This window comes from Candidatus Hydrogenedentota bacterium, assembly GCA_018005585.1.
Lineage (GTDB): Bacteria > Hydrogenedentota > Hydrogenedentia > Hydrogenedentales > JAGMZX01 > JAGMZX01.
This window is the reverse complement of the sequence record JAGMZX010000018.1, coordinates 14,071-37,131: the sequence shown is the minus strand read 5'-3', so window position 1 is coordinate 37,131 and position 23,061 is coordinate 14,071. Positions and strand designations below refer to the sequence as shown.

15 protein-coding genes and 1 pseudogene are annotated in these 23,061 nt (G+C 65.1%); 7 read left to right on the top strand and 9 right to left on the bottom strand.

Annotated features, from left to right (window positions below):
* Positions 1 to 145: 145 nt before the first annotated feature.
* Positions 146 to 337: pseudogene (locus KA184_04965) on the bottom strand (type II toxin-antitoxin system HicB family antitoxin).
* A gap of 268 nt (positions 338 to 605) precedes the next feature.
* Between KA184_04965 and cysS the strand changes: the two are divergent.
* Positions 606 to 2,000 (top strand): cysteine--tRNA ligase, encoded by a 1,395-nt coding sequence (cysS, locus tag KA184_04960; protein MBP8128911.1) that lies wholly within the window; start codon positions 606 to 608, stop codon positions 1,998 to 2,000.
* Positions 2,001 to 2,002: 2 nt separating this feature from the next.
* Positions 2,003 to 2,479, top strand: a complete 477-nt coding sequence (locus KA184_04955) for a tryptophan-rich sensory protein (protein MBP8128910.1) — start codon at positions 2,003 to 2,005, stop codon at positions 2,477 to 2,479.
* A gap of 33 nt (positions 2,480 to 2,512) precedes the next feature.
* On the opposite strand, the gene gltA is transcribed toward KA184_04955, so the two are convergent.
* The 6 genes from gltA to KA184_04925 all read right to left on the bottom strand — a co-directional run bounded on the left by gltA (position 2,513) and on the right by KA184_04925 (position 13,041).
* Positions 2,513 to 3,985, bottom strand: a complete 1,473-nt coding sequence (gene gltA / locus KA184_04950) for an NADPH-dependent glutamate synthase (GenBank protein ID MBP8128909.1) — start codon at positions 3,983 to 3,985, stop codon at positions 2,513 to 2,515.
* The gene (locus KA184_04945; GenBank protein ID MBP8128908.1) at positions 3,985 to 6,495 is read right to left on the bottom strand and encodes a sulfide/dihydroorotate dehydrogenase-like FAD/NAD-binding protein; all 2,511 of its coding nucleotides are present in this window, start codon (positions 6,493 to 6,495) and stop codon (positions 3,985 to 3,987) included. The genes gltA and KA184_04945 overlap by 1 nt, the downstream gene beginning before the upstream one ends.
* Positions 6,496 to 6,548: 53 nt before the next feature.
* Entirely contained in the window at positions 6,549 to 8,477 is a 1,929-nt protein-coding gene (locus KA184_04940; GenBank protein MBP8128907.1) for an NADH-quinone oxidoreductase subunit NuoF, read from the bottom strand.
* The gene (nuoE, locus tag KA184_04935; protein ID MBP8128906.1) at positions 8,474 to 8,956 is read right to left on the bottom strand and encodes an NADH-quinone oxidoreductase subunit NuoE; all 483 of its coding nucleotides are present in this window, start codon (positions 8,954 to 8,956) and stop codon (positions 8,474 to 8,476) included. Before nuoE ends, KA184_04940 begins: the two co-directional genes overlap by 4 nt.
* A 227-nt stretch (positions 8,957 to 9,183) precedes the next feature.
* The gene (locus tag KA184_04930; protein ID MBP8128905.1) at positions 9,184 to 10,992 is read right to left on the bottom strand and encodes a tetratricopeptide repeat protein; all 1,809 of its coding nucleotides are present in this window, start codon (positions 10,990 to 10,992) and stop codon (positions 9,184 to 9,186) included.
* A 201-nt stretch (positions 10,993 to 11,193) separates the two neighbouring features.
* Positions 11,194 to 13,041: a hypothetical protein gene (locus tag KA184_04925; GenBank protein ID MBP8128904.1), complete on the bottom strand. Its 1,848-nt coding sequence runs from the start codon at positions 13,039 to 13,041 to the stop codon at positions 11,194 to 11,196.
* 164 nt (positions 13,042 to 13,205) lie between these two features.
* On the opposite strand from KA184_04925, the gene KA184_04920 reads away from it, so the two are divergent.
* Both KA184_04920 and KA184_04915 read left to right on the top strand, forming a co-directional pair.
* Complete coding sequence (locus KA184_04920; protein MBP8128903.1) at positions 13,206 to 14,273, top strand: cellulase family glycosylhydrolase; 1,068 nt, start codon at positions 13,206 to 13,208, stop codon at positions 14,271 to 14,273.
* Between the two features lie 20 nt (positions 14,274 to 14,293).
* Positions 14,294 to 15,781: a sulfatase-like hydrolase/transferase gene (locus KA184_04915; protein MBP8128902.1), complete on the top strand. Its 1,488-nt coding sequence runs from the start codon at positions 14,294 to 14,296 to the stop codon at positions 15,779 to 15,781.
* Positions 15,782 to 15,812: 31 nt separating this feature from the next.
* Here KA184_04915 and KA184_04910 read toward each other — a convergent pair whose 3' ends face one another.
* Together KA184_04910 and KA184_04905 are read right to left on the bottom strand one after the other, a co-directional pair.
* Positions 15,813 to 17,732: a methyltransferase domain-containing protein gene (locus KA184_04910; GenBank protein ID MBP8128901.1), complete on the bottom strand. Its 1,920-nt coding sequence runs from the start codon at positions 17,730 to 17,732 to the stop codon at positions 15,813 to 15,815.
* 330 nt (positions 17,733 to 18,062) lie between these two features.
* Positions 18,063 to 19,112, bottom strand: a complete 1,050-nt coding sequence (locus KA184_04905; protein MBP8128900.1) for a Gfo/Idh/MocA family oxidoreductase — start codon at positions 19,110 to 19,112, stop codon at positions 18,063 to 18,065.
* A 136-nt stretch (positions 19,113 to 19,248) separates the two neighbouring features.
* Here KA184_04905 and KA184_04900 point away from each other — a divergent pair, with 136 nt between their 5' ends.
* From KA184_04900 to KA184_04890, 3 genes are read left to right on the top strand one after another with little or no spacing between them, the layout of a single operon-like run.
* Entirely contained in the window at positions 19,249 to 20,658 is a 1,410-nt protein-coding gene (locus KA184_04900) for an aspartate aminotransferase family protein (GenBank protein MBP8128899.1), read from the top strand.
* The gene (locus KA184_04895) at positions 20,655 to 21,860 is read left to right on the top strand and encodes an aspartate aminotransferase family protein (GenBank protein ID MBP8128898.1); all 1,206 of its coding nucleotides are present in this window, start codon (positions 20,655 to 20,657) and stop codon (positions 21,858 to 21,860) included. The genes KA184_04900 and KA184_04895 overlap by 4 nt, the downstream gene beginning before the upstream one ends.
* The gene (locus tag KA184_04890) at positions 21,857 to 23,059 is read left to right on the top strand and encodes an alcohol dehydrogenase catalytic domain-containing protein (protein MBP8128897.1); all 1,203 of its coding nucleotides are present in this window, start codon (positions 21,857 to 21,859) and stop codon (positions 23,057 to 23,059) included. Before KA184_04895 ends, KA184_04890 begins: the two co-directional genes overlap by 4 nt.
* Positions 23,060 to 23,061 lie beyond the last annotated feature (2 nt).

The following is a 23,061-nucleotide window of genomic DNA, read 5'->3' as shown; positions in this document are numbered from 1 at the left end:
CCTGGCCAGCGTATCCTTGATTTCTGCATGGCGGGGTCCGGCTGCGACACCATGGTCTCCGGATTGTGATACCAGTCGTGGCGCTAGCCGTGACGCAGGAGAACGCGGCGCATGGCGCCCAGTCCTTTGAGCAGGTCCGTTCGCTTCACGGGATGACCAACTCGCCGGTCCGGCGCACGCAAGGGATTGTGCCGCTTTCCCGTTCTTCACGAATATCCCGCAGACTCTATTCGAGTTCTTCCAGGGATGCCCCCTGCGTGCGGTAATCGGGGAACGCCTCAAGCCATCCCACCCGCATGTCGCCTTGCTGGTAATGGACATGCCGGAACGTTTGCAGGTCGTATTCCTTTGCCGACGAGCATAGGCACGTCATGTCCGATCTGTATTATGCCCTGGAAGACGTTTTTGCCCGACCAGAGGCTGCACGGACACCAGAACAGGCGTCCCACGAAGCGTGTGGGTGCCTGTGCCGACCCCGGAATGGGCCGCTTGTGCCAATTCCCGGCGAAGTGTCCCGGGTTTTTCATGCGTGGGCGGCGAAATGCTAGAATGCGGCTTCCCACGCCGTTGTGATCGACGGCTGTCCCATATGCAAGGAGAGACCGATGGCGCTGCGTTTTTTCAACACGATGAGCCGCGCGAAGGAGGCGTTCGAGCCGGTCGAGGCGGGCAAGGCCGGCCTGTACACGTGCGGCCCGACGATCTACAACTTCGCGCACATCGGCAATTTCCGCGCGTACGTATTCGAGGATCTGCTGCGCCGCTACCTGGAATACCGGGGTTATGAGGTCCGGCACGTGATGAATCTGACGGACGTGGAGGACAAATTGATCCGCGCGTGCCGCGAAACGGGCGAGCCGCTCAAGGCCATCACGGACCGCTATGCAAGGGCGTTTTTCGAGGACGTGGACACGCTGGGCATCCGCCGGGCGGATGTCTATCCTGCCGCCACGGACCATGTGCCCGAGATGGTCGCGATGATCAAGACGCTGCGGGAGAAGGGGCACACGTACGAGCACGAGGGGAGCATATACTTCCGGCTTTCGACGTTTCCGCGTTATGGCCGGTTGAGCCACATGGACCTGGAGCAGTTGCGAGCGGGTGCGAGCGGGCGCGTCGATACGGACGAATATGAAGCGGCGGACGCGCGCGATTTCGCGTTGTGGAAGGCCTGGGACGAAGACGATGGCGCCGTGTTTTGGGAGACGGAACTGGGCAAGGGCCGCCCGGGCTGGCATATCGAATGTTCGGCCATGAGCCTCAAATACCTCGGCGAGAGTTTCGACATCCATTGTGGCGGCGTGGATAACATCTTCCCGCATCACGAGAACGAGATCGCCCAATCCGAATGCTGCACGGGCCGGACGTTCGTAAAATACTGGCTGCACTGCGCGCATCTGGTGGTTGAAGGCCGCAAGATGTCGAAATCGCTGGGCAATTTCTTCACGCTGCGCGACCTGCTCGAACGCGGCATCGACCCGATGGCGATCCGGTGGGTGCTGCTGGCCACGCACTACCGCCAGCCGAACAATTTCAGTTTCGAGGCCGTCGACGCGGCCCGGGAATCGCTGCGGCGCATCCGCGATTTCCGCGACCGGTTGAAGACGGTGCGCGGCGGCGGCGGCCTGGCGCAGCAGTGCGCGGCCTGCGAGGCGGCGTTTCAGGAAGCGCTCGACGACGACCTCAATATCTCGGGCGCGCTCGGCGTGGTATTCGATTTCATCCGCGACGTCAACAAGCTGGTCGACGACGGCGTGGCGGGCGCGGAGGGCGCACGCGAGGCCCTTACGCTCATGGACCGGCTCGACCGCGTCACGGGGCTTTTCGGCGATGCGCCGGAAGCGGCCGTTCCTCAGGACGTGCTGGACCTGGTTCAGGCGCGTCAGGACGCGCGCCGCGCCAAGGATTTCGCGAAAGCCGACGCGGTCCGCGACCAGTTGCGCAGCCTCGGCTGGATACTCGAGGACACGGCGGACGGCCCGCGCGTGAAACGGGCGTGACCATGTCCTCTTGGGAAAAGGCCGGCGTTCTTATCGTCAGCATATTGCTTGTTGCGGGGGCGGCTGCGTTCGGCAGCCAATACGGCGCAGGCGAATGGTACCGCGCGCTTCACAAGCCGGCATTCACGCCACCGGCCTGGGTTTTCGGCCCGGTGTGGTCGCTGCTGTACCTGGGCATGGCCGTCGCGGCGTGGCTGGTGTGGCTGCGACGGCAACAGGCGCCCGTCGCCGCGCCGCTGGCCGTCTATCTCATGCAGCTTCTGCTCAACGCGCTGTGGTCCTGGATATTCTTCGGGCAGCACGCGTTGGGCTGGGCTTTCGCGGAGATCCTGTTGCTCGACGCCGCCATCCTCGCGACCGTTATTCTCTTCTGGCGCGTTCGCGCCCTGTCTGGGGCCTTGTTGATCCCCTATGTCTGCTGGGTGAGTTTCGCCGCTATTCTGAACTATGCGCTCTGGCGCATGAATGCGGGCGCGTGAGCCGGGCTGAGTCCCCGCCCGGCGCGCTTATGCTCAACTTGCGGCGGCCTGGCCGGCCTGCGCGGCAGGCGCGGGCTCGCCCATCAGATACCGGTGGATCGACGCGGCGGCGGTGCGGCCCTGGCCCATCGCGCTGATCACGGTGGCTGCGCCGGAGACGATGTCGCCCGCGGCGTACACGCCCGGCACGGATGTGGCCATGGTCCCGGCATCCACCTCGACCGTGCCCCACTTGGACACCTTGAGTTCGGGCGTCGTCTGAGGCACGAGCGGGTTCGGCTTGTTGCCGATGGCCATGATGACGGTATCCACGTCGAGGATAAACTCGGACCCTTTCACGGGCACGGGCCTGTGGCGGCCCGATTCGTCGGGCTCGCCGAGTTCCATGCGCAGGCATTCCATGCCGGTTACGCGGTGGCGCTCGTCGCCGAGGATGCGCACCGGGTTGTTGAGCAGCATCATCTTGACGCCTTCCTGCTCGGCGTGATGGACCTCCTCGGCGCGGGCCGGCATCTGCTCGCGGGCGCGCCGGTAGACGATGTAGACCACCGCGCCGAGGCGCAGCGCCGTGCGCGCGGAGTCCATCGCCACGTTGCCGCCGCCTACGACGGCGACGCGTTCGCGGCGGATCGGCGGCGTGTCATATTTCGGGAAGAGGTATGCCTTCATAAGGTTGGCGCGCGTCAGGTATTCGTTGGCCGAATAGACGCCGACGAGATTCTCGCCGGGGATGTTCATGAACGAAGGCAGGCCCGCGCCGGTTCCGACGAAAACGGCGTCGTAGCCCTCGTCTTCCATGAGTTCGCGGATGGTCGCGTTGCGCCCGACGACGTAGTCCATGACGAAGCGCACGCCGAGTTTCTTGAGATAGTCCACCTCCGCCCGCACGATCTCCTTGGGCAGGCGGAATTCGGGAATGCCGTAGGTGAGCACGCCGCCCGCTTCCTGCAACGCCTCGAAGACGGTGACCTCGTGGCCCAGCTTGATCAGGTCGCCCGCTACGGTGAGGCCCGCGGGCCCCGCGCCGATGCACGCGACGCGCTTGCCCGTCTTGGCCGGCAGTTCGGGGATACGCACCTCGCCGGAATTGCGCTCGTAGTCGGCCACGAACCGTTCGAGTCGCCCGATGGCCGCGGCCTCGCCCTTGATCGCGAGGATGCACTTGCTCTCGCATTGCTCTTCCTGCGGGCAGACGCGCCCGCACACGGCCGGCAGCGCGTTCTGTTCCTTGATCTTCTGCGCCGCCTCGATGAACTTGCGCTCTTTCACCAGCGAGACGAAACCGGGGATATCCACGTGAACGGGGCAGCCCGTCACGCATTTCGGGTTCCTGCAATTGAGGCACCGGCTCGCTTCGAGCACGGCTATCTCTTCCGAGTAGCCAAAGGGCACCTCTTTGTAATTGCGGACCCGGTCTTCCGGCGCCTGCTCGGGCATCAGCTGCCGGGGAATCTTCGGCTTCGCCTTCGGTTTCTGGGCCGGTTCGCCGTTGGGTGTGTCAGGCATCACTTCACCCCCGCTTCCGCGCGCATGCCGCAGCCGCAGCCGCGATGCGCGTGGTCATGGTGTTCCACGACGGGTTCGGTGCGTCCAACCGACTGGATTTCCGCGAAGCTGTAGGCGTCGCGGCGGTCCCGCACCTCGTCCCAATCGACCTGATGCGCGTCGAAGAACGGTCCGTCGACGCACGCGAATTTCATCTTGTCGCCCACGGTGATCCGGCACGCGCCGCACATGCCCGTGCCGTCCACCATAATCGGGTTCAGCGCCGCGAGCGTCTTCACGCCGAACGGCCTTGTTTCTTCGCTCGTCAGCATCATCATGAACGGGCATCCCACGGCGATGACACAGTCGAGCTGCTCGCCCGCGCGCAGCCGCCTGCCGATGTCATCGACCGCGTGCCCTTTCACTCCCGACGACCCGTCGATGGTCGTGAAGACGAATTCGTCGGCCGAGCCCGCCAGTTTTTCCTCGTAATAGTTCATGTAGTGGCTGCGCGCTTCGGTCACGACGATCACGCGATTGCCCGCCGCTTTCATGGCCTTCGCGATCGGCAGAATGCCGCCGATGCCGTAGCAGCCGCCCGCAAGCGCCACCACGCCGTACTGTTTGATTTCGAGCGGAATACCCAGCGGCCCCACCACGTGCGCGAGCCGGTCGCCCGCCTCCGTCAGGATTAGTTTCCGGCTCGACTGGCCCTTTTCCTGGACCACGAGCGTGACGGTCCCCTTCGCGGCGTCCCAGTCGCACAACGTGTAGGGCACGCGCTCGGACCGTTCGTCCACCATGACGATGATGAACTGCCCCGGCTGTGCCTTGCGCGCGATCTCGGGTGCTTCGATGACGATTTCGTGCGAGTTGGGCACAATTTCGCGCTTGGAAACGATGAGGAAGCGGCCTTCAGCCCGAATCGGACGCAGGTCTGCCGGGCGGCCTTCCGCGCCTTTCAGCGCGCGGAGGCCCGCGACGTAGTCCTCGATGCGATGCCCCCGGAAGAACGAGCTCGCCGCCAACTTGTCCAGCGCGGGCGCGGGCGCTTCCGCGCGGTCCGCGTGGAGCGCAGCATCGTCCAGGCCCAGTTGGGCCGTGATCTCGCCCACCTTGTTCCAATCGAACCCTGCGCCGCCGAGCGTCCGGGCCAGTTGTGCGATGATGCGCCATTCGGGCCAAGCCTGACCCGGCGGCGCGCACGCCTGGCGTAATGGCCGCGGACGGCCCTCTCCGTCAAGGACCGTGCCGGCGGTCTCGGCAAACACGGCGGCGGGCAGCACGGCGCAGGCGCGCTCGCTGACGGGTGTGGGGTAGCAATCCAGGACCACGATCACGTCGACGCCATCGAGCTGCGCGGCGTCCACGAAATCGCCGGTCGTCACGAGCGCGCGCGTGCCCTCCGGCACCGCCGCGCGCGATAAGCCGTGCGCGTCCGGCGTGATCTCGAAATACCGCTGCGATTTCATGACTTCGTTCGTGAAACGCTTGAAGACGTGCCGGTCTTCGATGGGCGTGCCCGTGTCGCACACAAGGGCGAAGCCGTCATTGATGTACGGGCGAAGCTGTTCCGCGACGGACGCCAACGCGTCGTCCCATTTCACTTCGCGCAGGACCTCGCCGACGCGCACGTGCGGCGTTTTCAACCGGTCTTCCCCGTTCAGGAATTCGGACAGGGCAAACCGGCCCATGAGACACACCGGCACGCCCATGTTCACCGCGCGCGCGGCCACGAGCCGGCCGTCGTTTGAGCCCAGGTGCAGCGCGCACGCGGCGCCGCAGAAGATGCAGGTGCTGTCCACCTCGCTTTCGGCGCGGCCGTACCATTTCGCGTAGCGGTCGGCAAGCGTGCCCGTGGGGCACACATCCACGCACGAGCCGCAGAAGGTGCAGCCCGCTTCCTCGAGGTTGCGCCCGAACGCCTCGCCGATGTGCGTCTTGCCGCTGCGGTTGACAAACGCGATTACAGGCTGCCCCTGCTGGTGTTCGCAGATGCGCACGCACCGTCCGCAAAGGATGCACAGGTTCAGGTCGCGATCGATGAACGGGTTCGAGCGGTCGAGCGGCCGCATGTGATACAGCGGCGCCACGGGAATCTCGGTCAGGCCGAGGTCTTCCGATAACGCGCGGACTTCGCAGACTTCCTTGTTGTTGCAGGTGTGACAACCGGTGGTGCGGCCCACCTTCTCCGCCTTGGGCCGGAACTTCTCGCACAGCTCCCGTTTGCCGCAGACCAGACAGGCGTTTGGGTGCTCGATCATCATCAGCGCGAGGATGTTGCGCCGCAGCTTGAGCAATTCCGGCGTTTCGGTCTCGACGCGCATGCCCTCTTGCACGGGCGTCGTGCATGACGTCGGGAATCCGCGCATCTTCTCCACCTGAACCACGCAGAGGCGGCAAGCGCCGAACGGCGGCAGATTCGGGTGCGTGCACAAATGGGGAATATGGATGCCATGGCGCAGCGCGCATTCGAGAATGGTCTCGCCTTCCCGGCCTTCCACTTCCCGCTGGTTGATGTAGAGCTTCATAGTGTCTATCTCACCTATGCTTCCCGTGCCGCGTCGGGCATCTTGCCTATGCATCACGGGCGGGACGCCCGTGCCGCGTCTGCTTTCTTCTCGCGCCGCGGTTCGAATCGGACCAGCCGGCCGCTCTCCCGGTATACGGCGGCGCTTGTCGAGGGGCACCGGCTCACGCAGGCGCCGCAATGAATGCACACGCGCTGGTCGATCGCGTGCGGCTTGTTCTTCTCGCCCTGGATGGCGTTCACGGGGCAGCCGCGCGCACAGGCGCCGCAGCCTTCGCACCGCTCCTGATCGATGCGGAACGTAATCAGTTTATTGCACGTGAACGCGGGGCACTCGTGTTCCCTGATGTGCTGCTCATATTCCGCGCGGAAATAGCGCAAGGTGGTCAGCACCGGGTTGGGCGCGGTCTGGCCCAGGCCGCAAAGCGACCCCTGTTTCACCGTTACCGCCATCTCCTCGAGCGTATCGAGGTCGCGCGGCGTGCCGCGGCCCTCGGCGATCTTGTTGAGGATGCCCAGCATGGCGCGGGTGCCCACGCGGCACGGGCCGCACTTGCCGCACGATTCCTCTTGCGTGAACGACAGGAAGAACCGGGCGATGTCGACGACGCAACTGTCTTCATCGAGCACGATCATGCCGCCCGACCCCATGATGGTCCCGGCGCTCGTCAACGATTCGTAATCGACGGGGAGGTCGAGCTTGTCCGCGGGGATGCAGCCGCCGGAAGGCCCGCCGGTCTGCACAGCCTTGAATTGCTTGCCGTTCGGGATGCCGCCGCCGATCTCCTGAATGATCGTGCGCAGCGGTGTGCCAAGCGGCACTTCGACCAGGCCGGTCCGGTTGATCTTGCCCGCGAGCGCGAAGGTCTTGGTGCCGCGGCTCGATTCCGCGCCGAATTGCGCGTACCAGTCCGGGCCGTTACGGAGAATAAGCGGCAGGTTCGCCAGCGTTTCCACGTTCTGGATAACGGTAGGCTTGCCCCAGAGGCCGCTGATGGCGGGGAAGGGCGGACGCGGACGCGGCATGCCGCGATGGCCCTCGATGGACGCGATCAACGCGGTCTCTTCGCCGCAGACGAACGCGCCCGCGCCTTTCTTTACCGTAATCTCGAACGAGAAGCCGGACCCGAGAATGTTCTGCCCGAGCAGGCCGAGTTCGCGCATCTGAGACAGGGCCACGTCGAGCCGGTGCAACGCCAGCGGGTATTCCGCGCGACAATAGACATAGCCCGCCGTCGCGCCGATGGTGAAGCCGGCGATGAGCATGCCCTCGAGCACCGCGTGCGGGTCACCCTCGAGCACGGACCGGTTCATGAACGCGCCGGGGTCGCCTTCATCCGCGTTGCAGATGAGGTATTTCGCGGTGCCGGGCGCTTTGCGGCAGAATTCCCACTTCGACGCCGTGGGAAAACCCGCGCCGCCGCGCCCGCGCAGGCCCGCCTGCTTCACCATGTCGAGACAGTGGTCCCGCCCGCTTTCCAGTGCCTTGAGAAGACCGCGGTACCCGTCACGAGCCAGGTAATGGCGCACGTTTTCCGGGTCGATCTGGCCGCAATTGCGCAGGATGTTGCGCACCTGTCCGCGCAGCATGGGGTGGTCCGCGAAATCGCCGATGCCGTCCACCTGGCCCGGGTCCATCTTGCCGACGGCCAGGTCGCCGCACGGGTCATCGCCCAGCACATAGGCGTCAAGCAGCCGCAACGCGCTCTTGCCGTCGATGGGGCCGTAGCACACGCGCGGCTTGCCCGGTTTCTGCACGATTACCAGCGGTTCCAGAGAACACGGCCCGAGGCAGCCGACCTTTATGACCTCCGCGTCGAGGCCGCGCTCGCCGATGGCCTTGGTCAGGGCGTCGATCACCTCGCCCGCGCCCGCGGCCACACCGCACGTTGCCGCCCCCACGAAAAAGAGGGGGTGTGCGGTCCGTTCCAGCGCCTGCCACTCGGCTTGCGCCTGATCATAGGCGTGCTGCAGACCGCTCATGATTCCGCCACCTCCTTCTTCCCCCGGTACTTGGCCAGGATCGACGGCACTTTCGCGCGCGTCACTTCCGCGAACACGTGGCCGTCCACAGAGACGACCGGCGACAGCGCGCAACAGCCCAGGCAGGCCACGCGGCGCAGGTCGAACCGCCCGTCCGGCGTCGTCTCGCCCGCTTCTATGCCCAGCCGGTGCTCCAGTTCCTGCAGAATCTCCGCCCCGCCGCGGACGTGGCACGCCGTGCCTTGGCATACGTAGATCGTATGTTCGCCGGGCGGCTGGAAACGGAATTGGGTATAGAACGTCGCTACCCCGTACACTTCATTGGGCGACAGGTTCAGGCGCTGCGCCAGGTTGTCCATGGCCGCTTCGGGCAGATACCCGTAGTGCTCCTGCACGTCTTGAAGGATGGGTATCAGGCTGCTGCGGTTGGCGGGGTATTTGGCGACAATCTCCGCGACGGCCGCCGTATCGACAGTCATTGTCGTTGCCATGGTCCCTCTCGTTGCGTCAGCGCGCTCAGGCCACGAGCTGCCGCAAAAACAAGGGAACGGTCAGGCATCCCGCGAGAACCGTTCCCACCATTGGTCACGCTCAGCGCAGAGCCTAGCAACTTGATTCTCTGATTTCAAGGAAGTCATGGAAAACTCGTGCAATCCTTCACGATTTCGCCGGGCTCTGGCGTGTTTGCAGACAGCGTAACGGGGAATCACTCTTGTCGCTGGCCCGCGCCACGCAAGACATTCAGTTCCTGACGGGCAGCCGTGTTGGCCGGGTCCAGCCGCAGTGCTTCTTCCAGTTCCGCCGCGGCCGCTGCCGGGTTACCCGTCCTGCGCAAAGCGCGGGCGTAGTTGATTCGGGCGTTCACGTGCGCAGGGTCCAGGCGGACAGCGTTTTTGAGATAGCGGAGCGCCTCCCGCGGGCGCCCCAGGTCGAGCAGGGCCGTCCCCAGGTTTGAGAGCGACGGGGCATGTTCCGGGTTGCCCCTGACGGCCTGCTGCAGTGCGAGCACCGCCTGCGCGGGGCGGTCGCAGACGAGAAGTGCGCTGCCGAGATTGTATTGCCAGAGGAAATTGCGCGGCTCGATGCGCGCCGCTTCACGATAATGCGCGACGGCGTCCTCGCAGCGCTGCTGCGTGAGGCGCACCATGCCCAGATTCGTGTGGGCGAGCGCGTTGTCTTTCGTGACTTCCAGCGCGCGCGCGAACAGGCGCTCCGTGTCGTGCCAGTAACCCGCTTGCCACCAGCCCAAGGGCGCAAGAGCCAGAATCGACACAACAGCCAAGCCCCCTGTCAGCATGCCGCGCGAGTCCTGGGCGGGCCGCGTCTTTCGGTCTTTCCTGCGTGCGCCATGCCTGCCGGGGAGCGCGGCCTCCGGCGGTTGTCTGAACTGGAGGTGCGGCACGCCCCAACCCGCCATGATAAACAACCCGATAACCGGCACATAGGCATAGCGGTCCGCCATTGAGGCGTTGGCATACTGGACCAGGCCGATTACCGGGAGAAGCGTCCCGAGAAACCAGAACCAGCCCACAAGCAGGCAGGGCGCGCGGCGGAACAACGCCAATACCGCCGCCGTTATCGCGAGCAGCAACAGCGCCGCGCCCGCGGCCAGCAGCGGTGTGAGCGCTTCGCCCAAGTGCGGATAGTGGCCCGAGAGCCAGACGGGCCAGACCGCGTGAAAGAGGTACCGCGCGTAACTGACCGCCGCGTTCGCCGCGTTCACGCCCAGAGAGACATCGCCGTACAACGTGACCGCATGCACATCTCGTTGCCCCCAGACCGCTGCCGCCGCCGCCGCCACGCTCAGCAAGAACATGGGCGCTTTTTCCAGGATCAACGCAAGGGCCCGTGCCCATAGCTGTTCAATCGTGTCTCCCCGCCAGCGTCCGAGCGGCCACCAGTCGAGCAGGAGCAACACGCAGGGCAGCGTCATGATCATCGGTTTGCAGAGCACGCCGAGCGCCATCGAGACCAATACGAGCACATAGTGTCCGGGCGCCGGTTTCCGCGCATACCGCGCGTAGGCCCACAAAGCGAGAAAGAAGCACAGAGCCCAGGTCAGTTCTTTCCGGCTCGACACCCAGCCCGCCACTCCCGCGCCAAACGGGTGCACCGCGAACAGCGCCGCGACCCACATGCTGCGCCACGGGCTGCCCGTCAGCGCGGACAGCGCGAAATACAGCACCGCGACATTCGCCAAATGCAACAGCAGGTTCGTCAGGTGGTGTCCGCCCGCCCAATCGCCGAAGAGCTGCGCATCCAGCATGTGGCTCATCGACGTGAGCGGCATCCAGATGCCGAAATGGGGATGCATCCACGCCCACACAATGCCCGGCCACGTCAGGCCCGCGGTCACGTGTTCATTCCCGCAAACGATCTCGTTGTCGTCGAATTGCAGGAATTCAAATCCCGTCACGCGGACGTATGCGGCCAATCCCAGCACCATGAGGATGGCCAGGATCGCCAGGTGCCGGCGCAGGTCCGGGAAACGGCTGGGAGCGGGTGTCCTCGCCACGCGTGTTCCTTTCCGTCAGAAGCGCAAGTATAACGATTGAGGAGGCCGGCGGCACTTCCATTCAGACGCGCAGCCTCTGGCATTCATCCCGAGACTTGATTCCTGTACCCCGCAGGGGCATGCCCCGCCCCTGCGAAACGCAGGCACAGTCGACATGGCCCTCCCAACGGTATCCTCATGTTGAATGCGCGGTTTCGCCCATCACAGGGGTTCCTGGCGCCATTCCGGAATATAGTGCAAGCGGTACCATTCATCCTCGACGGCTACGGGCAATGCGAGCGGCACAAAACCCGGCGCGAACACGAAACGGAAACCATATTCTCTGCCAAGGGCCTGCCACTGGGACGCCGAGAGGCGCCCCCAATGCTCGCGCCAGACCTCGAACGGCGTGGTCTTTCCGCCCGACGCGCGCAGGTCGATGCCATACAGGTCGCGATACAGCTTATACAGCGTCGGGCCGAGCCGCTTGTGATAAGGCAGCCAGGTGTGCGTGGCCGCATCCGCGATCACGGGGTAGCCAAGCCGCGCTTGCAGCCGCCACTGGTACACGGGCGCGGCGATCATGCTGTCCGGCGCCGCGTGCCCGGCAAGATACGCGCGGGTGCGCAGTTCGAAGTCCGTCGGCGTGAGCCGCTCCGCAACATCCTCACGCGAGCGCCACTCGGCATACAGATTGGCTCCCAATGCGGCGAGGCATGCCAGGCCCACAACAGAAAGAAGGGCCCATCGCAATCCCTCGTGTTGCTCGCTGCGGACATTGGGGCACTGGCGCCCCGCGAAATGATGAACCATTACGCACGCCAGCAGCGGCACGGCGAAGAATGCGCCGTCCAGCCTGAACTCCGCGACCGAGAAAAGCCAGAACGCGCCTGTCGCGCCAAACCAAGCCTTGGCGAGACGCGGCCGCGCGGACGTGGCATACGGCACAATCGCCGCCGCGGAAGCGGCTGACAGCAAGAAAGCGCGTTCGCCGCCGTGCGGCAAGGCGGCGCACGCCAGCGCCGCGGCCAGACACATGATTCCAGGGCCTGTCCGCGATGCCGTCAACACGGCGAACACAGTCAGCAAAGGTATGAGGTGGTTCACGAGACGGTAGGGCATCCACGCGATGAGCCAGGCGGGTGTTTCCGCGCCCAGGAGCGCGTGTGCGCCCATGACCCCCCACACCAGCAGCGCGGTAATCATCATATAGACGCCGAACCAGGTCCTGCCGGGCCGCGAGCAGCGTTTACGCATGCCGGTGAAGAATAGTAGCGCGCCGGAGAGCGCAGCCCAGCCCAACACGGCCTGCTGCCGGTCCCAGACGAGGTCGCGGTGCGCGGAATAGTGCGTCAGGAACGCCTTCCAGACCGTTTCCGGCGCAATCGGGTCATAATAAGGCCCGGACTCCGGCCAGGGAACGCGCAGATACCAGAAGACGAGAAAGGCAATCAAGGTGACCGAGAGCCCCGCGAGCAATCCGGCGCATGGGCGCCGCATATCGCCCCGCCGCCCACGCCACGCCGTGTGCGCGGCATGGAGGCCGGTAACGGCGAGAAGCGGCGCGCATTGGCCCAGGTGCAGGGCGGGCATGAGCCCCGCGATGGCATACGCGGCCGCGTTCCACCCGTTGCAGAGGCACGCGATACCGAGCAGCGCGGCCCCCGTTCCTACGGCGCCGTTGCCCGCGAACATGGGCCACGGCCGCGACGGATAGGTCGTCGCGAATTCGTTGCCCGCCAGCAGGGCCAGCACGGCCGCCGCGTGACCCCAACGGGCGCGCCCCGTAAGCCCGGCGCCCAGGAGAAAGGCGGGCAGGGTCTTGGCGAGGACATACAACACGTTACGCACGCCGCACGTCAGGCGCGGGTCCGGATCGATCCAGAGCAGCGCCGCCGCCAGGTATGTTTGCAGGCTCGGCGTATTATGAACGTGCTGGTACAAGGGGTGCCCCGGCGGGTACGAGACCGCGCCCAGCAATACCTGCGCGAACTCGTAATTCTCCTCCCAACGGATACCGCGCACCGTCACCGCCACGAAGGCGAACAGCACCCACGCGCACGCGCCCACGGCAACGCCGCGCCTGCTCCAAAAGTTGCTGCCTTCCCGCGTAGACCGTTCCTCCCGAATCCTGAAACGTCAAGTATCCCAGGAAGCCCCGGGCGTGTTAAAGTCTGGACTGAACACGCAGCGGATTCCGTCGTTCTTTGCACGGTATTCGAGGAGAATGACACATGCAGCGTCGCGAGTTCCTGAAGACATCGGCGACCGTTATGGCGGGCGCTGCGTGGGCGTCCGCCGTATCCGCGCAGCCGGAAACGCCGCTTCACAAGCGGCTGCCGCGCTGGCGCGGCTTCAACCTGCTCGAGAAGTTCTGGGTGCCCGGCAACAAGCCGTTTGTTGAGGAGGATTTCGCGTGGATTGCCGAACTGGGCTTTGACTTTGTGCGCTTGCCGATGTCCTACCATTGCTGGGCGAAACCCGGCGATTGGTACACGCTGAATGAAGCGGAATTGAAAGAGATTGACGCCGCCGTCGCTTATGGGCAGAAACACGGCATCCACGTGTGCCTGAATTTTCACCGTGCGCCGGGCTACTGCGTCGGCGGCGATCCCGAACCGGTCTCGCTCTGGGACAACGAGGAGGCTCAGCGCGCGTTTGCGTTCCACTGGGGCCACTTCGCCAAGCGGCATCAGGGCATTCCCGGCGCCGCGCTCAGTTTCAACCTTGTCAATGAGCCCGGCAAGATTACCGAGTCCGTCTACGTGAACGTGATGAAGCGCGCCATCGAGGCTATCCGCGAGCACGACCCGGAACGCTTGATCATCTGCGACGGGATGTTCTGGGGGCGCGAACCGGTCGACGGGCTGGTCCCGCTGGGCGTCGCGCAGAGCACGCGCGGTTACGACCCCATGCCGCTGACGCACTACCGGGCGTCGTGGGTCCAGGAATCGGAGCGCTGGCCTCTGCCCACATGGCCGCTGCGGGAAAGCGAACACGTGGTCTGGGACAAGGAACGCCTGCGCGAAAAACGCTTCCAGAAATGGCGGGAACTGGCGGCAAGCGGCGTGGGTGTGCATGTGGGCGAATGCGGCGCGTTCCGGCATACGCCGCACGGCGTCGTGCTGGCGTGGCTGCGCGATTGTCTCGAACTCTGGCAGGAAGCGGGCATGGGCTGGGCATTGTGGAATTTCCGCGGCCCCTTCGGCATCCTCGATTCGCAGCGTGAAGACGCGATATGCGAAGACTGGCGCGGCCACAAGCTCGACCGCGCCATGCTGGCGCTGCTGCAAAGCAAATAGCGGCGAGGCGCGAGAGCACAATGCCCAAGAATATCCTGTGGATCATGGCCGATGAATTCCGGGCGGACTGCCTGCGCGCGGCGGGCAACCCGGTCATTGAAACGCCGCACCTGGACGCGCTGGCGGCGGAAGGGGCGCTGTTCACGCATTGTTTCGTTCAGGCGTCGCCGTGCGCGCCGAGCCGCATGTGCATCTATACCGGGCGCTACATGTGCGCGACAGGTTGCCTGGACAACATGACGCCGCTTGCGGACGCGAACGACAACGTCGCGATGCACCTGCGTTGTCATGGATTCCGGCCCGCGATCATGGGCTACAATGATTACGCCATCGACCCGCGCACCTTGCCCGGGGGCCACCCGTACACCACATCATTGAACTATCACAATGCCTTGCCGGGTTTCGAATTCCTGCTCGATCATGAATACGATTGTCCGGAATGGTACGCGTGGCTGCGCGCGAAAAACTACCCCGCCGCGTCCTGCTGCCGCGAGGTCATGTACGCGCCCGATGTGCCGCCCGGTGGCCCCGGCGAGCACCTGCCGTGCTGGTATCCCGCGCGCTACCGGGCCGAAGACAGCGAATCCCAGTTCGTCACCACACAGGCCGTTGAATATATCGGCGCGCGACCGGATACCGGCTGGTTCCTGAGCCTGAATTACCTCAAGCCGCACGGGCCCGGCCTTTGTCCCGCGCCGTATCACCGGATGTACGACCTGGCGGCGTTGCCGCCCGCGACGCGGCGGCCCGAGGAGCGGGACGGCCTGCACCCGTATCTGCGCCGGATGAGGGACAACGCCAATGACCAGTTGATGGATGAGCGGGAGATGCGCGAATTCAAGGCCTGCTACTATGGCATGGTCTCGGAGATCGACTCGTGTCTTGGCCGCTTGTTTCAGGCATTGCGCGACTCAGGTCAATGGGAAAACACGCTGATCATCTTCAGTTCGGACCACGGCGAACATCTGGGCGACCATTACCTGACCGGCAAATCCCATTACTTCGACGCGGCCCTGCGCGTGCCGTTGATCATCCGCGACCCGTCGCCGCGGGCGGACGCCACGCGCGGCACGCGGGTCGGCGGCTTTTGCGAGGCAATCGACATCGGGCCCACCATCTGCGAATGGCTGGGCGCGCCGCCGCACGCGCGGTTCCAGGGCGCGAGCCTGCTGCCGCGCGTCCACGACCGTCCCGGAGCGCAGGCCAAGCCGCGCATTTTCTTCGAGTATTACTACTATACGTCGCTTCGCGATCAAGAACGGCCCGCAAACCCGGACACGTGCCGCCTCTGGGTGGTCCGCGATGACCGGTTCAAGTTCGTGGCGTTCGGCGAGGAGGCGGTTCCACCTCTGTTATTTGACCTTCGCGCGGATCCCGGCGAATTCGTGAACGTCGCGCAACGCAGCGAATACGCCGCCGCCGTTGCGGAATACGCGCAGCACCTCATACGCTGGCGCATCCGCAACGAAGACACCCGAATGGAACGCTGGGCGCGGCCTTACCGGTGAGCCAGAGACCGGGTGCCCGCGCCGGGTGGTGTCAGAGAACGTTGACGGGGAGTGGGACAGCGAGGCGTTCCTGCGCGGCCTTGAGAATCATGTTGAGCAGGTCCGCGTAACGCAGTCCGCGCAGTCCGGCCATGATGTTCATCTTGCCGTCCCAGCACCAGCCCGGGTTCGGGTTGACTTCGAGCAGTTTCACCACGCCGTTGGCGTCGGCGCGGAAATCAAAACGGGCATAATCGCGGCAACCGAGACGCTCGAACAGCACATTCGCGTAATCGCGCACTTGGCGGCGCGCGTCGGAGTCCAGCCGTGCTTCCCGGTAAGACACCTGGTCCCAGTAGGGGGAGTCTGGAAGCCATTTGGACTCGTAACCGAGAATCGGCGGCAAATCGGGGTCGAGCTTCGAGTAATCGACCTCGAGCAGCGGCAGGATCGTGTACGTCAAGCCGGAATTGCCCACGATGCCGACGGTATACTCCGGACCGGTAAGAAACTCCTGGATGAGAATGGCGCACTTGCCGTAGCTGGCGCGCATCCACTGGATATATTCGAGCAATTCCTCCGCGTTGTGCACCACGGCGTCCTTCGTGATGCCCATGCTGCTGTCGCCGAAATTCGGCTTCAGCAGCGCGGGTAGCGTCGCGGGGAGCGTGGCCAGCGAATCGTCCGGGCCGATATAAGACTCGAGCGGCGTCGGAATATCGAGCGACTGGGCAATCGCATTGACGAGGCCCTTGTTGTAGCACAGGCCGAGGCACGCCGGGCTTGCGCCCGTGTACGGGATGTCCAGCATTTCCAACAGCGCGGGCACATGCAGTTCCATGAACGGGTCGTTGCGGAAGCCCTCATCGCAAAGGTTGAACACCAGGTGCGGCGGATTCGCGGCCAGCGTGCGCAGCAGATTCTGGTGGTTGTCCAGATAGGCGAACTCGTACTCTGGCAGTTCCGCCAGCGCCGCCTTCATCTTGTTGATCGTGTCCATGTCTTCCGCATTGAACTGGCCATTCACCTTGACACGGTCCGGCATCTCGGGGTCGCCCATGACTACGGTCACTTTCGTGCGCGACGCCTTGGCCACGGCCGCGGGCACGGCCCGCCGCGGCGCCTTCACCGTCAGGATGAGCCGGTGCGCCATCATGCCGAGGTCCTGGCCGCGCGTCGAGTTCGTTTCGAGCGGTTCATGGAACCGCACGGACTCGTAGCCGACCTTCTCCAGCAGTTCCTTGAGCTGCTCCCGCGTGTACAGGCGCTCGGCGTAGAATTGGTCCGCGATTACGCCTTTTTCCGCGTGCGTGATGACTTCGCGCGTGACGATGCGGCGTCCGTCCTTCGACAGGGCGCGCTCCCGGCACACGAAATGCTGTTCGTCGATCCACTCCCACGTGCGCGCCTCGAAATGCTGGCTCAGCCATTCGCCGTCGGCCAGGTCCATGAACACCAAGCCGTGCGGCAGCAGCAATTGCGCCAGGTTCTTCAACACCATCTCGTCGTCCGATTCCTGTTCAAAATAGCCGAAGGAATTCCCCATGAGCAGGATCGCATGGAACTGGCGCCCGCCCAACCGCGATTTGCGCGCATCGCCCTCGTGGAACGAAACGCCGAGCCCCTCCGCTTTCGCGCGCCGCCGTCCCTGGCGAATCAGGTACCGCGAACGGTCGCAGCCCGTGACGTGACGGAACCCGCGCCGCGCCAGTTCGAGGGAATGGCGCCCCTGGCCGCAGCACATGTCCAGAATGTAATCGTTCGGTTGCAGCCCCAGAAGGCGGGTCGCCATGTCCACCTCCTGACGCGTGTTTTCCGGATTCTCGACGACGTCGCCGTCCGTCTTCAGATACAGCGAATTGAACAGCGTCCGCCACCATTCCGTTGGCAAATGACGCTCGAGGTCCGATATGGGCCCGAGCGTCTTGACTGTGGCAGAACCATTTCTTTGCGACCCTTTCCGGTCGCCTATCTCGCGCGTTTTCAACGTTCGCCTCCTGCGGACCAGCCCAACCCAAGAGCCGGATTGCCTCAAAAATTGGCTACTTATAGTACTTATCCGCACTAAAAGACAAGCAGAAAATCTGCGTCCCAAGATTCCGCCGGGCGCAAGGCTGGCCGGATACGAAAAACAGCCCAAATACCGGCAGCCGGCGAGAGCCCCCGTTGCCGAACCGGCAACTGTGCCATAACTCGATTCCTGCCTCTTGCAGGGGCGCGGGCACAGTCAAGCCGCGTCTTTGAATGGTATCCTCCAATCGAATATACGATTCCCGTCGTCCCACGGATTTTGGGATAGCTGCTACGCGATTTCGTCCAAGGCAATCTCGCGGCGTTCGTCCGCGGATTTCCGCAATGCGAAGGCGAACCGCAGTACCTCCCGGGCCTGTTGGCCCGTGAGCAGCGGCGTTTCGCGGCCCTGGACCGCGCGGATGAAGTTGCGCGTGGCGCCGCGGAAGCCTTCCGCCCAGTCGGAAGGCACGTCATAATGTTTCCAGCCGTCGTTTGTAAACGTGCTGACCGGCGGGCCATCCAGGATATTGCCCGTGCAGCGGCGCACGAGGAGGATGCCCCGGCTGCCCGTGACCTCGAACCATTCGTCGCACGAATAATACCGCGTCGGGATTTGGAGATCGACAGCCTGCGTGTAGTCGCACGTGCCGTACCGTTTCGCGTCTTTGTACTTCCACATGATCACCGCGGGACAGTCGATGAACTCGCTGGTCCAATCGATCCACGCCACGACACGCTCGATCTCACCCATCAGGAACCACGCGGTAGCCCACATGTGGTGGCCGTGGTCAAAGGTCTGGATACCACGGCCGCGCGCGACTTCCTCGCGCCGCCAGGCCCACGTGTCCGGCGGCACCTGCCAGCCGCCTTCCCATTGCCCTCCGACGAATTTCATGCGCAGCATAATCGGGTCGCCGATGAGCCCCTCGCCAAGGAGGCGCTTCGCCAGTACGATGGGCGGGTGCGTGACGTAATTGTCCGTCACCTTGAACAGGACGCCCGCGTTGCGCACGGCATCGAGCATGCGGTCGGCCGCAGCCATGCTCGTAGTCATGGGTTTCTGCACCGCAATGTGCTTGCCCGCGGCGGCCGCGTCGATGACCATCGGTTCGTGCACGGTCTGGGGCGTGACGATCTCGACCGCGTCAATCTCCGGGTCGCTCAGCAACGCGCGATAATCCGTATAAGACTTGGCGGCATTCCACTGGCGGCGGCGCGTTTCGGCCAGTTCCGCATTCACGTCGCAAACCGCGTGGATCCGCGCATCCGGAAAGTCCGCGTAACCCAGTTGATGCAGGCCGGCAATGCGCCCGAGTCCGATCAGGCCCACCTTGGTCATCGGCGTTTTCTCCCCTTGCGGCACCGGCGCATTATGGGACGGGCGCGCGACCCGGTCAAGCCGCCGCGACCGGCATTGCGCCGCCCCGTCCCGGCGTGAAAGAATCACCCTGTGTCTTGTAGCGAGGAGAAGACCCATGTCCAGCACCACACCGCCGGGGCCACGCATGACCCAGGCGGAAAAGGCCAGCCTCGTGGCCCGGTTCTCGCGCTACCTCAACCGCGGTCAGATGAAGTATCTGCGCGCGGGACACCTGGACGTCGTAGAAACGGACCGGGAAGGCGTCGGATTCCGGGACGCCGCATCGGGCCGGCGCATGTACGACTGTTTCACTGCCGCCGGCTGCTTCAACGTATCCCGTCACAATCCGTCCGTCATGGACGCGCTGGACGCGGCTCTGAACGACCTCGACATGGGCGCGTTTCACATGGTTTCGCCGGCCAAACTGGCGCTCGCGGCGAAATTGGCCGCGCTCGCGCCCGGCGACCTGAATCAGGTTCTTTTTGCGGCGGGCGGCGGCGATGCGATCGACTGCGCGATTAAGCTCGCGCGCGGCGCGACCGGGCGCAGCGAGATCGTCGCGACGGTGAAGGCGTACCACGGCCACACCGGATTCGCGCTGTCCGCCAACGGCAAGGCGCATTACCGTCATTACTGCGAACCGCTCATGCCGGATTTCACCTTTGTGCCGTTCAACGATCTTGGCGCGATGCGCGCGCGTGTGTCGGACCGGACCGCCGCCGTGCTTCTCGAGCCGGTCCAGGGCGAAGCTGGCATCTTTCCCGCCGGCGCCGCCTATCTCGAAGGGGTGCGCAACCTCTGCGACCAACAGGGCGTTCTCCTGATATTTGACGAAATTCAGACCGGTTTCGGGCGCACCGGGCGTCTCTTCGCCAGTGAACATGCGAACGTAGTCCCGGACATCATGACCGTCGCGAAATCGCTGGGCGGCGGCCTCTACCCCATGGCGGCGGCCGTATACCGGCCCGTGCCCGTCCTGACGGACTTCGTGGACCGCAACCCGCTGTTCCACGAGACGTGGGGCGGCGGGACGGACCTGGGTTGCCGCGTCGCCTTGCGCGTGCTCGAATACATCGAGGAAACGCGCTTGTGGGAGAACGCGGCGCGGCGCGGTGCGCGCCTGAGACAGGCCCTGGAAGACCTGCGCGACGAAAACCCGCGGATCGTGCGCGCCGTGCGCGGGCTCGGGCTCATGGTCGGCATCGAGTATGTGCACGAATTCATGGGGCCCATGATGTCCGACGCGCTTGCGCGGCATGGCGTCTTCGCCGCCTACTCGGGCAATGCGCCGCAAGTCATGCGTTTCATGGTCCCAATCACGGTGAGCGAGGCGGAACTCGAAGAGGTCATCGCCGCTATCCGGGAATCCGTGCGCGACATGATGACGCTGCTGCCCGCGGCCCTGCTCGCCGTCAGAGTCCCCGGCGTGCTCCGGCTGCTCAATAACGAAAGGGCACAGATGGCCTTGTTCGGCCTGTTGCGCAGCATCGAGGAATGGATGCCCTCGCGGAGGCGCGTGTCATGAACCAGGCATTCCCCGCCGCTGTGTGTCCCGGCCTGGCGCAGGGCCGGCTGGAGTGGTTGCGCGCCATGGGCCACGATTTCTTCGAAGGCAAGCGCGAGGGGGCGTGGGTCTGGGACACCGCCGACCGCCGGTATCTCGACTGCGTCTGCGGCGCGGGCACGTACAACCTCGGGCGGCGCCCGCCGGAACTCATCGAGGCGCTGCGCGCCGCCATGCGCGAGACGGACCAAGGCAACTTCCCGATGATCTCGGTCGAGAAGTCGCGCCTGGCGGAAGCGCTCGCGACGTTCGTGCCGGGGCCGCTCGAATGCGCGGTGTACAGCGTCATGCGCGGCGAAGCGATGGAATTCGCGTGCAAGGCCGCCCGGGGCCACACCGGCCGCGCGGAACTGGTCACCGTGGACGGCGGCTGGTACGGGCACACGGGATTCGCGCTCACGCTGTCCGACCGCGCGGACAAGCAGCGTTTTGGACCGCTGGTCCCCGAGGTGCGCACCGTGCCCTTCGGCGATTCGGACGCGATCGAGGCGGCGATCACGCCAAAGACCGCGGCGTTCATCTTCGAGCCGGTGCAGGTCGAGAACCACTGCCGCGCCGTCTCGCCCGAGTATGCGCTGGCGATAGAACGCGCGTGCCGCAAGACCGGCGCGCTGCTCGTGGCGGATGAGACACAGACCAATTTCGGGCGCACGGGCGCACGGTTCGCGTACGGGGCGCTCGGCATCTCGCCGGACATCCTTGTCTTGGGCGAAGCGCTCGGCGGCGGCGTGTTTCCCATCGCGGCGACCCTGCTGACGCAGGAGGTTAACCGTTTCATGAACGCGCATCCCATGATTCACCTCTCGACCTTCGGCGGGTCGGATATCGGGTGCCGGGTCGGTCTGAAGACCCTCGAGGCCTACGCGCGCCTCGAGCCGTGGCGCAACGCGGCCGCGATGGGCGCGCGGCTGCTCGACGCGCTGCGCGGGATCGCGGCGCGGCCCGGCGCGCCTTTCCGCGACGCCGCCGGGACCGGTCTCGCGCTGTCGCTGGACTGCGGCACGGAAGAATCGGCCCGCGAGTTCTGCCGCCGCGCCGCTTCAAACGGCCTGCTTGTGCTCCCGGGTGCGGTGGCGCGGCACGCCGTCGTGCTGCGCCCGAGCCTGTTGCTCACGGCGGACGAAGCGGACGCCATTGTCGCGGCGGTCCAGGCGTGCCTATGAAGGCGCTTTTTTTCGAGAACCGTCCCGGTAAAGTCATGGCCCTCAAAGTCGCGGAACGCCTCTTCCGCTATGCAGCGCTCGGCCCGTTGTCGCCGCTGCGCTACGCGGAAGTGCCCGAGCCCGCGATTCCCAATGAACGCTGGCTCAAGGTTCGCAATATTCAGTGCGGTCTATGCGGCACCGACCTGCATTTCATGTTCATGGACCTCGACCCGAAATGCTTTTCCGCGGCCGTGCCCGGCATTCATCGTAAATTCCTCGGACACGAACTCGTCGGCGAAGTGGCCCAGGCCGGAAGTGAGGTGGAAGGGCTGGCCGCGGGCGATCGCGTCGTCCTGCGCATCGACTGGCCGTCGTGCTTCCAGATGGAGCACGCCCCTCCGTGCCCGCAATGCGCGCGGGGCAACTACATGCTCTGCGAAAACCTGGGCCGCGGCAGCCTGCCCCTGCGGGACACCGGCGGCGGCTTCTCGCCGTACATGGTCATGCACCGGACGCAGCCGTTTCGCGTCCCCCCGGCACTGAGCAACGACGCCGCCGTGCTGATAGAGCCGCTCGCAAGCGCCGCGCATGGCGTGCTCAAGGCGCCCCCGCGGCCGGGCGAACGCGTGCTGGTCATCGGCGGCGGCGCCATCGGACTGCTTGCCGTCGTGGCCTTGCGGCGCATGGCGCCGGACGCCGCGGTACACTGCCTTGCGCGCTATCCATTCCAGGCGCGGGTCGCGGCGAAATACGGTGCGGCGGTCATTGAGGAAGGCCCCGGCCTCTACCGGCGCGTGGCGGAAACCGCGGGCGCGCGTTACGTGCGCGGCCACTTTGGCAACGAAATCCTGCTGGGAGGCTTTGACCGCATTTACGACACGGTCGGGAGCGACGCGACGCTGCAACATGCGCTGCGCTGGGCGCGCGGCGGCGGCGCTATTGTGCTGGTCGGCATCAACTTCAAGCCGGGGCGCGTCGACTACTCGCCCATCTGGTCGCAGGAAGTCCAGGTTTCCGGCATCAACTGCCACGCCTCGGAAGCCGATGGCCGGACTTCTTTCGACATCGCCGCGGATATGCTGCTCACGAACGCGGTGGACCCCGCCGACATCATCACCCACCGCTTCCCCATGGCGCGCTACAAGGACGCCGCGAAGGCGTTTCTCCACAAGGGCCGCACCGGCGCCATAAAGATCGTGCTCGAGCACGCAGGCTGAAC